Here is a 13,131-nt window from a genome sequence, read left to right as displayed (position 1 = left end):
ATGACACTATGCATTGTCAAAATGACAGTGAGGTCAGAATGAGTTTTTCACTGAATGTGCTGGCGGGCATCGCCATTGAGCTGCAAAGCGGGATCGGTCACGCGGATCGTTTCCAGCGGCTGATTACCACCCTGCGTCAGGTGCTGGCGTGCGATGCCTCGGCGCTGCTGCGCTACGAGGCGCGGCAGTTTATTCCGCTGGCGATCGATGGGCTGGCGCAGGATGTGCTCGGGCGGCGCTTTACCCTTGAAGGCCACCCGCGGCTGGAAGCGATTGCCCGCGCTGGCGATGTGGTGCGCTTTCCCGCCGACAGCGATCTGCCCGATCCCTATGATGGCCTGATCCCCGGCCAGGAGAAACTCAAGGTGCATGCCTGCGTCGGCCTGCCGCTGTTTGCCGGGCAAAACCTGATTGGCGCGTTGACGCTTGATGGCATGTCGCCGGATCAGTTTGACGCCTTCAGCGATGAGGAGCTGCGGCTGGTGGCCGCGCTGGCGGCAGGCGCGCTTAATAACGCGTTGCTGATTGAGGAGCTGGAGCGGCAGAACATGCTGCCCGGTGCGCCCGCGGCGTTTGAACAGGTCGCGCGCAGCGAGATGATCGGCCTGTCGCCGGGGATGGTGCAGCTGAAAAAAGAGATCGCCATCGTTGCGCCTTCGGATCTCAACGTGCTGATTGGCGGCGAAACCGGCACTGGTAAAGAGCTGGTGGCGAAAGCAATCCATGAAGCCTCGCCGCGCGCCGACAAGCCGCTGGTGTATCTCAACTGTGCCGCGCTGCCGGAGAGTGTCGCCGAGAGCGAACTCTTCGGTCATGTGAAAGGGGCCTTTACCGGAGCCATCAGCAACCGCAGCGGCAAGTTTGAAATGGCCGATAACGGCACGCTGTTTCTTGATGAGATTGGCGAGCTTTCGCTGTCGCTACAGGCGAAGCTGCTGCGCGTGTTGCAGTATGGCGATATTCAGCGCGTCGGCGATGACCGCAGCCAGCGTGTTGATGTACGGGTGCTGGCCGCCACCAACCGCGATCTGCGTGAAGAGGTGGTCGCCGGACGGTTTCGCGCCGACCTCTATCACCGCCTGAGCGTCTTCCCCTTACAGGTGCCGCCGCTGCGCGAGCGGGGCGAGGATGTGGTGCTGCTGGCGGGCTATTTTTGCGAGCAGTGCCGCCTGCGTTTTGGTCTCGGGCGCGTGGCGCTAAGCCCTGCTGCGCGCGGGCATTTGCAGCGCTACGGCTGGCCGGGAAACGTGCGCGAGCTGGAGCATGCCATCCACCGCGCGGTGGTGCTGGCGCGCGGTACGCAGCATGCCGGGGATATCGTGCTGGAAGCGCATCACTTTGCCCTGAGCGATGAACCCGTGCCGCCGGCAAAGCCGGTAAGCGTGCCATTAAGCGGGCAAAACCTGCGCGAAGCGACGGAGGCGTTCCAGCGCACACTTATCTCCCGCGCGCTTGAGGAGAGTGGCGGCAAGTGGGCTGCCTGCGCCAGAGCGCTGGAGATGGACGTCGCCAACCTGCACCGGCTGGCGAAGCGTCTTGGGCTGAAGGACTAGAGAATACCGGCCTGGTAAAAGTCCTGCAGGTTGATGGCACCGACCAGTTCACCTGCATCATCTACCACCGGCGCGGCGGCGATTTTGCGCTGCATCAGACGCTCTTTGGCATCCACTGCGCGGCTGCTGGCGTCAAGGGTAATGCCGCCCGGCGTCATCGCCTCGCTGACCACCGCAGTTAACGCTCCGCCCGCCACCAGCCAGCGGCGCAGGTCGCCATCCGTAAACACCCCGTGCACGTGACGCCCGGCGTCGCAGACCGCTACCAGACCCAGCCCGGTGCGGCTCAGCTCCAGCATCGCGTCCATCACGCTGCTGGTCAGCATCACCTGCGGCACCTGGTCCGCTTTGCGCATCAGATGATGCACTTTGTTTAATAGCCGTGCGCCGAGCGCACCCGCCGGATGCGAGCGGGCAAAGTCCTCTTCGTCAAAGCCGCGCGCCTGCATGACTGCAATCGCCAGCGCATCGCCCATCATCAGCGTATTGACGGTGCTGGACGTCGGCGCGAGGTGCATTGGGCAGGCTTCGCGCTCAACGGCGATATCGAGCACCGCGTGGGCGGCAAGCGCCAGCGGCGAACGCGGTTTACCGGTCATCGCCAGCAGCGTGACGGCTTTCTCGTCGAGACGCGGCAGGATCAGATCCAGCTCTTTTGCCGAGCCGGAGTAGGAGATAAACAGCATCACATCGCGGCTCTCGATCATGCCGAGATCGCCGTGCAGCGCCTCTGCCGGGTGGACAAAAAAGGCCGGGGTGCCGGTGCTGGCGAAGGTGGCGGCAATCTTCTTGCCGATATGCCCGGATTTACCGATCCCGGAGACGATCACTTTGCCTTTGCAGTTCAGCACCGTTTCAGCGGCGCGAACGAAATCGTCGCCGAGGCGCTCCGGCAGGCGGCTTGCTTCCTGTAGCTCCAGCAGCAGCGCCTGGCGTGCGGCGTTAATAAAAGAGTCACGCATTTTCTTCTCCGGCAATAATCACATCGATTCCTTTCTCTTCCAGCGCGGCGCGAACGTCCGGCGGGATCCCGGCGTCGGTAATCAGCTTATCGACGCTCTCAAGGCTACAGACAATATTGGGGCTTTTACGACCAAACTTGGAGGAGTCCGCCATCAGGATCACCTCGCGGGCGGCGTTGCACATCGCTTTGCTGACGGTGAAGACCTCGTTAAAGGTGGTCACCCCGGCGTTGAGATCGATGCCGTCGGTGCCCATAAACAGCTTGTCGAAGCTGAACTGCTCAAAGGCGTTCTCCGCCAGCTGGCCGTGGAAGGAGGCCGATTTTTTACGGAATGTGCCGCCTGGCATCAGGATGGTCTGTTCGTTATCCAGCTCTGAAAGGGCGTTGACGATATGCAGGCTGTTGGTCATCACGGTGATGTTATTGAAGTGGCTAAGCAGCGGCACCATTTGCAGCACCGTGCTGCCCGCGTCGAGGATAATCGAGTCGCCGTCGTGGATGTAGCCAACGGCTGCTTCGGCAATCAGCCCTTTCTGCACGGTGTTGATCAACGTTTTGTGATCGATGGGCGGATCGGCCTCGTCTTTATTTAGCACCACCCCGCCGTAGGTGCGGATCACCGCGCCGGACTGCTCCAGCGCGACCAGATCTTTGCGGATGGTTGTGCCGGTGGTATCAAAGTGGTGTGCCAGCTCTTCAACAGAACACTTTCCCTGCTTCTGAAGATGCTCAAGAATTGCCGCCTGACGCTGACGTGGTTTCATAGGCGAAGATATCCTGCGTTACGTTGCGAAATGATAATTTCGCAAGCTATTAGCGTTCACAACGAAATTATCCATGTTTCATTTTAAGCGCCAATGATAGAGCATTCTGACAGCCCGGATCATGGGGAAAGATCACATCGGGCTCTAATTCCTCTCTTTTTACGCCGATTAAGCGCTCAATTTTGCTCGGGCGGGCAAAAACCGTCAGGCCGCGCATCAGCAGCGTGTCGCTGACGCGATCGTGTTGATCGAAGGCCACCGCCAGCACCACGCGCGGTTTAAAGCGCCCGCCCGAGCGACCAACGCCGACGCGCCCGCGCTGGCAGAGCGCGTCGAAAGCTTTGTTGAACTGGCGGATTTGCCAGCCGCCAAGCGCTAACTGGCTGAGCCAGGCGATAACGGCGAGAGTGATAAGGGATGAAACCATCGATGTCTCCTTTGAATGCGATACCGCATAACGGCATCAGGCAGTTGTGCGGGCTGTTTGCCGGATGGCGGCTGGCGCCTTATCCGGCCTACAAAACCGCAGCGCCATCAGGCGTTGGTGCGGGCTGTTTGCCGGATGGCGGCTGACGCCTTATCCGGCCTACAAAACCCAGGTCTACATAAATCACTGAACCCGTAGGCCTGATAAGCGCAGCGCCATCAGGCGTTGGGGCCGAATCAGAACATCACCTGACCGCCGGTGACGTTGATTGACTGGCCGGTACAGTAGGAGGCTTTCGGGCTGGCGTAAAACATCAGCACGTTCAGCACATCCTGATAATCGCAGCCGCGCTTCAGCGGCACTTTATCAACGTAATGCTGCTCCACTTCCTCTGCCGGAATGCCAAGCTTGCTGGCATATTGCGGGATCAGCGACTGGAACATTGGCGACTTCAGCAGGTTGCCGAGCATCAGCGAGTGCACGGTAATGCCATACTCCGCCAGATCCAGCGCCAGGGATTGCGTCAGCCCCACGCCGCCGAACTTGGCCGCGCTGTAGCCGGAGTTGTGCTTGCTGCCCACTTTGCCCGACTTGGAGTTGATTTGAATAATGCGCCCCTGGATGCCGTCGCGGATCATCAATTTGGCGAACTCGCGGGCGCAGAGGAAATACCCCACCAGGTTGACCTGCAGCGAGCGGTCAAAATCCCCCAGCGCGAAGTCGCTGATAAACGCCGCTTTGGCGATGCCGGCGCTGTAGACCAGCAGATCGGCACGGCCAAAAATCTCATCGACGCCGCGCGCCAGCGCCAGCACGCTCTGCTCGCTCGTGGCGTCGGCACCAAAGCCATAGGCCATTCCTTCGCCATACTCGCTGTTAATTTCATTAGCGACCGTCGCCGCTTTATCACTCTGAATATCGACAACCGCCACGCGGTACCCTTCTGCGGCAAGCCCACGGCTGAGGAACGCCCCGAGGGTCTGTCCTCCACCAATGACAACGGCAACCTGTTTCATACTCTTCTCCTTAGACCTTAAGCGACAAATTTTAAAATGCAGCCCGGCGCGATAGCGTCCGGTACCGGGCCGGCGACGTGCACCGTGCCCGGAAACTCCGCCTGCGTCTGCCCATCGAAACGCAGGGTGATATGGCCCAGCTCGCGCAAATTCTGCTCGGCGACCTCGCCGACGGCAGTCACGGGGTAGTGTTTTTCACCGAGGGTAAACTGCGCGCCCGGCAGCAGCGCGCCGCAGAGCGGGCCGTGGTTATGGATAAAACAGAACTCGGCGACATCGGCAGGCGCGCCCTCCCGGAAGGTGATCAGCATGTTGTCGCTGAGCGCCTCCGGCGCGCTTTCGCCAATTGCGGTTATGGTGGTTTGATAGATAACGGTCATGCATCACCTCTTATTGATAGATAAAACCGGAGACAAACCAGGCGATTAGCACCGTTGGCGCACCGGTTAAAAAGCGGCTCACCAGCACGGAAGGGACGCCGACGCGTACCGTTTCCTGGCGGGCTTCCGCCAGCGACAGGCCAACGGGAATAAAGTCGCAGGCGGCCTGGGCGTTAATGGCGAACAGTGCCGGCAGCGCAAGGTGCGGAGGGATATGCCCCTGGCCTATCTGCACGCCAATCAGCACGCCAATGACCTGAGCGATAACCGCTCCCGGGCCAAGAAAAGGCGAGAGCAGCGGGAAGGAGCAAATCAGCGCCAGCGTCACCAGCCCAAGCGGATGGCTGGCTAGCGGCGCGAGGCCGTGAGCGATCCAGTCGCCCAGCCCGGAAGCCATGATGATGCCGATCAGCGCCGAGACGAAGGCCATAAACGGCAGGATGGTTTTCAGCACCGTATCAATGGTGTCGCGACCGGCCTGGAACAGCACCGCCACCGCCGAACCCATGCCCATGCCGACTTTCGCCAGCAGGCCGTCGCTCTGCTCGGTGATCTTTTTCGTGGTGTCGTAATCCCGCGGCTGGGGCGCGCTGGCAGCCGGAGCGCCACCCTGCAGCCGGATGTTCTCCTCTTTCACCCCGGAGACATAGATATCTTCCAGGATGTATTGCGCCAGCGGCCCTGACTTGCCCGTCGCATGAATATTGACGGTCGGAATGCGGCGTTTGGGGTAGATGCCGCAACGCAGGGTGCCGCCGCAGTCAATCACCGCCACACCGATCTCCTCTTCGGGTGGTTCGCCCTCTTTAAAGCCGTCCACCGCCTGCCAGCCGGTCAGCTGCGCCAGTTTGTCGACGATAGCCGGACGCGTGCCCGCGGTGATATAGACGATTTTCTTCTCGCTGCTGGCATCGATTTCCAGCGGCCGCCCCAGCCGCCGGCACCTTTTTCAATAATGATTCGACTCATGATTTTGCTCCGGCGAGGTGAACCTCTTGTGCAAGCTGAATGCCCATTTTTCGCTCAAAAATGCGGGTGGTGAGGTCGGTTACCCAGCCACGGAAGAAGTTGGTCACCAGACCTACCAGCAGGTAGCTCACCGCCAGCGGACCGAGGGGTAAGCCGAGCGTAGTAAGGCCGCTGGCGATACCGAGGTAGACAAACAGCTCGCCGGGTTGATATGCGGGAAGAGGCCGTTCATCGAGTGGCAGCTATAGGACGCGGCGGCGTAATAACTCGGTTTGTATCGTTCCGGCATAAAGCGCCCGAGGCTTAACGTCATCGGGTTACAGAACACAAATGTGCCGATGCAGGGCAGCAGTAAGTAGCGGGCGATCGGGTTGCCCGCGCAGCGCTGGGCAAGTTTTTCAATGCGGTGTTGGCCAATAAAGTTAATCAGCGCGTTCATGATCACCAGCAGGCTTATCAGCAGCGGCAAGATACCGGTCACCATGCCGGTAAAGACCTCACCGCCTTTCTGAAACAGCCCGATGAACCATTCGGCACCATGCGTGATGGTTTCCATTGTTCTCTCCTGTAGGGGTTTTTGTTATGTCACCGGGCGCTATCATAATCATGATGAAAGGTCTTAATGTGTTATTTAGATCTCAATATGAAAGAAAAAATGATCATTTTGAAAGTTTTTGCGAGGTGCTTCGGTTTTAAATGAATGAAAAGGGGAGGGGATACAGGGGAAATGCGATCCTCTACGCAGGTGATGCCGCGCTTCCTTGTCGGCGGGGAAATGCTTTACCATACTTGCCCCCTGGCTGAATTCGTTTAAGTGGATATCCCATGTTGAAGCGTTGTTACGCGGCGTTATTGCCCGCGTTTGTTGTGCTCTGTGCCTGTAGCAGTAAACCCCCGCTCGCTGAAGCTCCCCAGACCGTGTCGCCCGCGCCATCGGGCGGCTTTCTGCTTAAGCCACAACATGAGGTGGTGATGAGCGGCGGCGACTTTGCCAATAACCCCGCGGCAGAGCGCTTTATTGATGCGATGGTGAGCAAGCATGGATTCGATCGTCAGCAGCTGCATGAGATCCTCTCGCAGGCGAAACGTCTTGATTACGTATTGCGCCTGATGGACAAACAGGCGCCGACGACCGCGGGCCCAACCGGGCCAAACGGTGCGTGGTTGCGCTACCGCAAGCAGTTCATCACGCCGGATAACGTGCAGAACGGTGTCGCTTTCTGGAATCAGTATCAGGATGCCCTTGATCGCGCATGGCGCGTCTACGGTGTACCGCCGGAAATTATCGTTGGCATTATCGGCGTGGAAACGCGCTGGGGCCGCGTGATGGGCAAAACCCGCATCCTCGATGGGCTGGCGACGCTGGCCTTTGACTACCCGCGTCGCGCAGACTATTTCGCCAGCGAGCTGGAGACCTTCCTGCTGATGGCGCGCGATGAGAGCGACGATCCGCTGGAGCTGAAAGGCTCTTTCGCCGGTGCAATGGGCTACGGCCAGTTTATGCCGTCGTCCTATAAGCAGTACGCGGTGGACTTCAACGGCGACGGCCATATCAACCTGTGGGATCCGGTGGATGCGATTGGCAGCGTGGCTAACTACTTCAAACAGCACGGCTGGGTGAAGGGCGATCAGGTTGCGGTTCCGGCTAATGGCCAGGCACCGGGTCTGGAGAACGGCTTTAAAACCAACTACAGCCTCGGACAGCTGGCGGCGGCGGGTCTGACACCGCAACAGCCGCTGGGCGATCATCAGCAGGCGAGCCTGCTGCGCCTCGATGTCGGCACCGGGTATGAGTACTGGTACGGTTTGCCGAACTTCTACACCATCACCCGCTATAACCACAGCACCCACTACGCGATGGCGGTCTGGCAGCTCGGCCAGGCAGTGGCGCTGGCGCGTATTCAGTAAATTGCTTTCCCCTCCTGCGGGAGGGGATTGAAACATTTCGACGCACTCCCGTTACGCTCCGCGATTTACATCATTATCACTACAGTTTATTGTTACGTTATAACATATGAGGTGTGTGAATGATTCCCGTAACCCTTTTCTCCTTTTCCGCTGCGAGCCGCCTGCTGCTGGCGGCAGGGCTGTTGCTGCTGCTTTGGCTACTGACTGAGTGGGCGGTTGCGCTGCCATGATGGAACTGGACCACTTGGTTGCTGGCTATGATCGGCTGGCGATCACCCCGGCGCTGTGCGGCACGCTGGTGCGCGGCAGCATGACGGCGATTGTCGGTGCCAACGGCTGCGGCAAATCGACACTATTGAAAACCCTGGCGGGATTTTTACCCCCGGTCAGCGGCGTGCTGCGCTGGCAGGGCGCGCGGCCCACCATCGGCTGGCTGGCGCAGCGTCACGCGCTGGAGGCGCAATTTCCCCTGACGGTGCAGGAGGTGGTCAGCATGGGCTGTTGGCCGCGTATTTCCCTGTTTGCTGGCCTGAACCGCGATGCGCGCAAACGCGTGGCGCAGGGGCTGGAGCGTGTCGGGCTTGCGGAGATGGCTGGCGAGACCATCGACACCCTCTCTGGCGGCCAGTTTCAGCGCATGCTGTTTGCCCGCATCTGGGTGCAAAATGCGCCGCTGGTGATGCTCGACGAACCCTTTACCGGCATTGATGAAGCGACCTCGCAGCTGCTGATGGAGCAGATGGTGGATATGCACCGCGCCGGGCAGACGTTGCTGGCGGTGCTGCACGATAGCGCGCGCGTGACGCGCTACTTTCCGCAGACGCTGCGGCTGGATGAGAAGCAGGCGCAGTGGGGGGCGACGCTGAGCCTTGAGGAGAACTGCGCATGATTTGGCATCTCTTTTTCCAGCCCTTTATCGAATACGGGTTTATGCGCCGCGCGCTGGTGGTCTGCCTTGCGCTCTCTGTCAGCACCACGGCGCTCGGCATCTTTTTGCTGCTGCGGCGCATGAGCCTGATGGGTGATGCGCTATCCCACGCCATCCTGCCCGGCGTCGCGGTGGGCTACCTGCTGAGCGGCATGTCGCTGCTGGCGATGAGTGTCGGCGGGTTTATCGCCGGGATTGCCGTCGCGCTGGTGGCGGGGTGGGTCAGCCGCCGGACGCCGCTAAAAGAGGATGCCAGCTTTGCTGGCTTCTACCTTGGCTCGCTGGCGCTGGGCGTGACGCTGGTGTCACTGCGCGGGTCGAATGTCGATCTGCTGCACCTGCTGTTCGGCTCAATTCTCGCGGTGGATCGCGACGCGGCGCTGTTTGTCGCAGGGGTTTCCAGCCTGACGCTAATTACCCTTGCCATCTGCTATCGCGGATTGGTGAGTGAGGCGTTCGACAGCGCCTTTTTACAGGTCAACGCACCGCGCGTGCCGGGCATGCTGCACGGGCTATTTCTGGCGCTGCTGGTGCTCAATCTGGTGGCCGGGTTCCAGGTGCTCGGCACGCTGATGGCGGTGGGGGTGATGATGCTGCCCGCCGTGGCAGCGCGTTGCTGGGCACGAACCTTACCGCGCCTGTTACTGCTGGCTGCGGCGATTGGCGCGCTCTGCGCCTGGCTCGGCTTGAGCCTGTCGTGGCTGGCGGGACTGCCTGCCGGCCCGGCGATAGTGCTGACCGCAAGCCTTATCTTCTTTTTATCCATCTTATTCGGCACGCGCAGCGGGCTGGCAAACAGCCTGCGCGCGCTTTTTACATAAAGGGGAAAATAATGAAACGTACAGGAGTGATTCTGGCGCTGGCGCTCGGGTTGATGGCGCAGAGCGCAGTGGCAAAAACCATCAACGTGGTGACCAGCTTTTCGATATTGGGCGATATCACCCGCCAGGTGGGCGGTGATCATGTAAAGGTGACCTCGCTGGTCGGGCCGGATGGCGATCCCCACACCTTTGAGCCTTCGGCAAAAGATAGCGCGCTGCTTAATAATGCGGATGTGGTGGTGGTCAACGGGCTTGGGCTGGAAGGTTGGCTCGACAGGTTAGTGAAAGCCTCCGGTTTTAAAGGCCAGCTGGTGATCGCCTCTGACGGTGTGCAAACCCATACGCTGCAGGAGGATGGTGCGACGGTCACCGATCCTCACGCGTGGAACAGTGCCGCGAATGGTGCCCTCTATGCGAAAAATATTCTCAAGGCGCTGGTGAAAGCCGACCCGGCGGATGAAGCGGCGCTTAACGCCTCGGGACAGCGCTATATTGAGCAGTTGAAAGAGATGGATAGCTGGGCGAAAGAGCGCTTCAGCGCCATTCCGCAGGCGAAACGCAAAGTGCTCACCAGCCATGACGCCTTCGGCTACTTTGCCCGCGCGTATGGCGTTGAGTTTATGGCACCGCAGGGGCTCTCATCGGAAAGCGAGGCCAATGCATCGCAAGTGGCTGCGCTTATCAAACAGATTAAGGCCGATGGCGTGAAAGTGTGGTTTATGGAGAACCAGCTCGATCCGCGTCTGGTAAAACAGATCGCGAATGCCACCGGCGCGCAGCCGGGCGGCGAGCTCTACCCTGAAGCGCTGAGCGCAAAAGGGGGCGTGGCGGATACCTATCAGAAAGCCTTTCGCCACAATGTGGACACCATCGCCAATAGCATGAAGTAATCCTGCGCGGATAACCTGTAAACTGCCCGGTGACGCGATGGCGCACCGGGCTTCTCCTCACCACTTCCCCGCTATATCACACTGCTTTTTTCGGAAGTCGCCTCGTAAAATTTCCATCCCATCCCCATATTTGACGGGAAAGTGCTATCTTTCACGCCACGGTTTAATGGAGGCATGGGAGCCATCATGACGGACAGTGAATTAATGCAGCTGAGCGAGCGCATCGGGCTTGCGCTAAAGGGGCGCGGCGCGACGCTAACCACCGCTGAATCCTGCACCGGCGGTTGGGTTGCGAAAGTGATTACCGATATCGCAGGCAGCTCCGCCTGGTTTGAACGCGGGTTTGTGACCTACAGTAATGAAGCGAAAGCGCAAATGATCGGCGTGAAAAGCGAGACGCTGGATGCGCACGGCGCAGTGAGCGAGCCGGTAGTAGTCGAGATGGCGATTGGTGCCCTGAAAGCCGCGCGCGCTGACTATGCGATTTCGATTAGCGGCATCGCCGGGCCGGATGGCGGCAGCGAAAGCAAGCCTGTTGGCACTGTCTGGTTTGGGCTTGCCTGCGTTAACGGAGAAGGGATTACGCGGCGCGAATGCTTCCAGGGAGACCGTGAATCGGTGCGTCGTCAGGCGACCGCCTATGCACTTACGACCCTCTGGCAACATTTTCTACAAAAGGCTTGATACTGTATGACTATACAGTATAATTGCCGCAACAAATCAGTTATTCACCACGGGGCGTAACGCGCTTCACTCTGCATGACAGGAGTAATAATGGCTATCGACGAAAACAAACAAAAGGCGCTTGCAGCTGCACTGGGTCAGATCGAAAAGCAATTCGGTAAAGGCTCCATCATGCGTCTGGGTGAAGACCGCTCCATGGATGTAGAGACTATCTCTACCGGCTCACTCTCTCTCGACATCGCGCTGGGCGCGGGCGGTCTGCCAATGGGCCGTATCGTCGAAATTTACGGGCCTGAGTCGTCCGGTAAAACGACCCTGACTCTGCAGGTTATTGCTGCGGCGCAGCGCGAAGGTAAAACCTGTGCGTTTATCGATGCGGAACACGCGCTGGATCCGGTGTATGCCCGCAAACTGGGCGTTGATATCGATAACCTGCTCTGCTCCCAGCCGGATACCGGTGAGCAGGCGCTGGAAATCTGTGACGCGCTGGCGCGCTCCGGCGCGGTTGACGTGCTGGTGGTCGACTCCGTTGCGGCGCTGACGCCGAAAGCGGAAATCGAAGGCGAAATCGGCGACTCTCACATGGGCCTCGCGGCACGTATGATGAGCCAGGCGATGCGTAAGCTGGCCGGTAACCTGAAGCAGTCCAATACGCTGCTTATCTTCATCAACCAGATCCGTATGAAGATTGGTGTGATGTTCGGTAACCCGGAAACCACCACCGGTGGTAACGCGCTGAAGTTCTACGCTTCCGTTCGTCTCGACATCCGCCGTATCGGCGCGGTGAAAGAGGGCGATGTGGTTGTCGGTAGCGAAACCCGCGTGAAGGTTGTGAAAAACAAAATCGCGGCACCGTTTAAACAGGCTGAGTTCCAGATCCTCTACGGCGAAGGCATTAACTTCTACGGCGAGCTGGTCGACCTGGGCGTGAAAGAGAAGCTGATTGAAAAAGCGGGCGCCTGGTACAGCTACAACGGCGACAAGATTGGTCAGGGTAAAGCGAATGCTACCTCCTGGCTGAAAGAGAACCCGGCTGCAGCGAAAGAGATCGAGAAGAAGCTGCGCGAAATTCTGCTCAGCAACCAGACTGCGACGCCAGAGTTTACCGTTGATGACAAAGACGCGGGCGTTGAAGAAACTAACGAAGATTTCTGATAACGTTATCCGTAATCAAGGGCTGCTGATGCAGCCCTTTTTGTTTTTATGGTGACAGGATCTTACGATGTCCGATAACTCCTCTTCTGATAACACCTCCCGCCGCAGCGCCATGGCGCGCTTACGCGATCGCGCTATGCGCATTCTGGCGATGCGCGACCACAGCGAACTTGAGTTTCGCCGCAAGCTCGCAGCACCCATCATGACGAAGAAGGGCCCCGAAGCGGTTGATGCGACTCCGGAAGAGATCGATCAGGTTGTGGCGTGGTGCATAGAGCACAACTTTCTCGACGACAGCCGTTTTGTCCGCCAGTTTATTGCCAGCCGCGCGCGCAAAGGGTATGGCCCGGTGCGTATTCGCCAGGAGTTGAACCAGAAAGGCATCGCCCGGGAGACCAGCGAAAACGCCATGCGCGAATGCGAGATTGACTGGGTGAGCAGCGCCCGCGATCAGGCGCAGCGCAAATATGGCGAGCCGTTGCCCACTGAATTTGCTGCAAAAGTGAAAGTGCAACGCTTTCTGCTCTATCGCGGCTTTATGCAAGAAGATATTCAGGAAATATGGCGAAATTTTGCCGACTGAGCGCATACGGGATTTTACTTCCCACTAAAGAAAACTTATCTTATTCCCACTTTTTCCAGTAGCGGATGCGTCTGCCATGCGATGGCGAT

General features: G+C 59.1%; 14 protein-coding genes and 2 pseudogenes. 9 read left to right on the top strand and 7 right to left on the bottom strand.

Annotated features, from left to right (window positions below; translation table 11 throughout):
* Positions 1-38 precede the first annotated feature (38 nt).
* Positions 39-1,553 (top strand): nitric oxide reductase transcriptional regulator NorR, encoded by a 1,515-nt coding sequence (gene norR, locus BWI95_RS05200; protein WP_076769114.1) that lies wholly within the window; start codon positions 39-41, stop codon positions 1,551-1,553.
* Here norR and gutQ read toward each other — a convergent pair.
* The 3 genes from gutQ to gutM all read right to left on the bottom strand — a co-directional run bounded on the left by gutQ (position 1,550) and on the right by gutM (position 3,708).
* Complete coding sequence (gene gutQ / locus BWI95_RS05195; RefSeq protein ID WP_076769113.1) at positions 1,550-2,515, bottom strand: arabinose-5-phosphate isomerase GutQ; 966 nt, start codon at positions 2,513-2,515, stop codon at positions 1,550-1,552. The two genes, norR and gutQ, sit on opposite strands and share 4 nt — an antisense overlap.
* Positions 2,508-3,281 carry a glucitol operon DNA-binding transcriptional repressor SrlR gene (gene srlR / locus BWI95_RS05190; protein WP_042714694.1) on the bottom strand — a complete coding sequence of 258 codons (774 nt, stop codon included), beginning with the start codon at positions 3,279-3,281 and terminating at the stop codon, positions 2,508-2,510. The genes gutQ and srlR overlap by 8 nt, the downstream gene beginning before the upstream one ends.
* 67 nt (positions 3,282-3,348) lie before the next feature.
* Positions 3,349-3,708: a transcriptional regulator GutM gene (gene gutM / locus BWI95_RS05185; protein ID WP_023480516.1), complete on the bottom strand. Its 360-nt coding sequence runs from the start codon at positions 3,706-3,708 to the stop codon at positions 3,349-3,351.
* Positions 3,709-3,710: 2 nt separating this feature from the next.
* On the opposite strand from gutM, the gene BWI95_RS23240 reads away from it, so the two are divergent.
* Entirely contained in the window at positions 3,711-3,854 is a 144-nt protein-coding gene (locus tag BWI95_RS23240; protein ID WP_156884888.1) for a hypothetical protein, read from the top strand.
* Positions 3,855-3,944: 90 nt separating this feature from the next.
* Here BWI95_RS23240 and srlD read toward each other — a convergent pair whose 3' ends face one another.
* The 4 genes and pseudogenes from srlD to srlA all read right to left on the bottom strand — a co-directional run bounded on the left by srlD (position 3,945) and on the right by srlA (position 6,629).
* On the bottom strand, positions 3,945-4,724 hold the full coding sequence (gene srlD / locus BWI95_RS05180) for a sorbitol-6-phosphate dehydrogenase (RefSeq protein ID WP_054804638.1): 780 nt from the start codon (positions 4,722-4,724) through the stop codon (positions 3,945-3,947).
* Positions 4,725-4,741: 17 nt separating this feature from the next.
* Entirely contained in the window at positions 4,742-5,104 is a 363-nt protein-coding gene (srlB, locus tag BWI95_RS05175) for a PTS glucitol/sorbitol transporter subunit IIA (protein WP_054804639.1), read from the bottom strand.
* Between the two features lie 10 nt (positions 5,105-5,114).
* Positions 5,115-6,073 (bottom strand): annotated as a pseudogene (srlE, locus tag BWI95_RS05170) (PTS glucitol/sorbitol transporter subunit IIB).
* A pseudogene (gene srlA, locus BWI95_RS05165) lies at positions 6,070-6,629 on the bottom strand (PTS glucitol/sorbitol transporter subunit IIC). The pseudogenes srlE and srlA overlap by 4 nt, the downstream one beginning before the upstream one ends.
* A 269-nt stretch (positions 6,630-6,898) precedes the next feature.
* On the opposite strand from srlA, the gene mltB reads away from it, so the two are divergent.
* From mltB to recX, 7 genes are all read left to right on the top strand, one after another.
* Positions 6,899-7,981 (top strand): lytic murein transglycosylase B, encoded by a 1,083-nt coding sequence (mltB, locus tag BWI95_RS05160; RefSeq protein ID WP_042714684.1) that lies wholly within the window; start codon positions 6,899-6,901, stop codon positions 7,979-7,981.
* Between the two features lie 226 nt (positions 7,982-8,207).
* Positions 8,208-8,870, top strand: a complete 663-nt coding sequence (locus tag BWI95_RS05155; protein ID WP_076769112.1) for a metal ABC transporter ATP-binding protein — start codon at positions 8,208-8,210, stop codon at positions 8,868-8,870.
* Positions 8,867-9,730 (top strand): metal ABC transporter permease, encoded by an 864-nt coding sequence (locus BWI95_RS05150; protein WP_076769111.1) that lies wholly within the window; start codon positions 8,867-8,869, stop codon positions 9,728-9,730. Before BWI95_RS05155 ends, BWI95_RS05150 begins: the two co-directional genes overlap by 4 nt.
* Before the next feature lie 11 nt (positions 9,731-9,741).
* Complete coding sequence (locus BWI95_RS05145; protein WP_076769110.1) at positions 9,742-10,620, top strand: metal ABC transporter substrate-binding protein; 879 nt, start codon at positions 9,742-9,744, stop codon at positions 10,618-10,620.
* Positions 10,621-10,806: 186 nt separating this feature from the next.
* A complete protein-coding gene (gene pncC / locus BWI95_RS05140; protein ID WP_054804649.1) occupies positions 10,807-11,304 on the top strand; it encodes a nicotinamide-nucleotide amidase in 498 nt (165 codons plus the stop codon).
* A 90-nt stretch (positions 11,305-11,394) separates the two neighbouring features.
* A complete protein-coding gene (gene recA / locus BWI95_RS05135) occupies positions 11,395-12,459 on the top strand; it encodes a recombinase RecA (RefSeq protein ID WP_023480527.1) in 1,065 nt (354 codons plus the stop codon).
* A 67-nt stretch (positions 12,460-12,526) separates the two neighbouring features.
* Complete coding sequence (recX, locus tag BWI95_RS05130; protein WP_054804648.1) at positions 12,527-13,042, top strand: recombination regulator RecX; 516 nt, start codon at positions 12,527-12,529, stop codon at positions 13,040-13,042.
* The last annotated feature ends 89 nt before the right edge of the window (positions 13,043-13,131 follow it).

Origin of the sequence: Kosakonia cowanii JCM 10956 = DSM 18146 (assembly GCF_001975225.1) — a bacterium.
Classification (GTDB): Bacteria; Pseudomonadota; Gammaproteobacteria; order Enterobacterales; family Enterobacteriaceae; genus Kosakonia; species Kosakonia cowanii.
The sequence above is the reverse complement of the archived record's forward strand: the minus strand, read 5'-3'. Positions and strand labels throughout refer to the sequence as shown.

What these genes read in the sequence shown, in the direction of transcription:
- BWI95_RS05155 (WP_076769112.1), top strand. Translation starts at nt 8,208, where the DNA reads ATGATGGAACTGGACCACTTGGTTGCTGGCTATGATCGGCTGGCGATC.
- norR (WP_076769114.1), top strand. Translation starts at nt 39, where the DNA reads ATGAGTTTTTCACTGAATGTGCTGGCGGGCATCGCCATTGAGCTGCAA.
- BWI95_RS05150 (WP_076769111.1), top strand. Translation starts at nt 8,867, where the DNA reads ATGATTTGGCATCTCTTTTTCCAGCCCTTTATCGAATACGGGTTTATG.
- BWI95_RS05145 (WP_076769110.1), top strand. Translation starts at nt 9,742, where the DNA reads ATGAAACGTACAGGAGTGATTCTGGCGCTGGCGCTCGGGTTGATGGCG.
- BWI95_RS23240 (WP_156884888.1), top strand. Translation starts at nt 3,711, where the DNA reads ATGTCTCCTTTGAATGCGATACCGCATAACGGCATCAGGCAGTTGTGC.
- srlR (WP_042714694.1), bottom strand. Translation starts at nt 3,281, where the DNA reads ATGAAACCACGTCAGCGTCAGGCGGCAATTCTTGAGCATCTTCAGAAG.
- gutQ (WP_076769113.1), bottom strand. Translation starts at nt 2,515, where the DNA reads ATGCGTGACTCTTTTATTAACGCCGCACGCCAGGCGCTGCTGCTGGAG.
- pncC (WP_054804649.1), top strand. Translation starts at nt 10,807, where the DNA reads ATGACGGACAGTGAATTAATGCAGCTGAGCGAGCGCATCGGGCTTGCG.
- mltB (WP_042714684.1), top strand. Translation starts at nt 6,899, where the DNA reads ATGTTGAAGCGTTGTTACGCGGCGTTATTGCCCGCGTTTGTTGTGCTC.
- recA (WP_023480527.1), top strand. Translation starts at nt 11,395, where the DNA reads ATGGCTATCGACGAAAACAAACAAAAGGCGCTTGCAGCTGCACTGGGT.
- srlD (WP_054804638.1), bottom strand. Translation starts at nt 4,724, where the DNA reads ATGAAACAGGTTGCCGTTGTCATTGGTGGAGGACAGACCCTCGGGGCG.
- recX (WP_054804648.1), top strand. Translation starts at nt 12,527, where the DNA reads ATGTCCGATAACTCCTCTTCTGATAACACCTCCCGCCGCAGCGCCATG.
- gutM (WP_023480516.1), bottom strand. Translation starts at nt 3,708, where the DNA reads ATGGTTTCATCCCTTATCACTCTCGCCGTTATCGCCTGGCTCAGCCAG.
- srlB (WP_054804639.1), bottom strand. Translation starts at nt 5,104, where the DNA reads ATGACCGTTATCTATCAAACCACCATAACCGCAATTGGCGAAAGCGCG.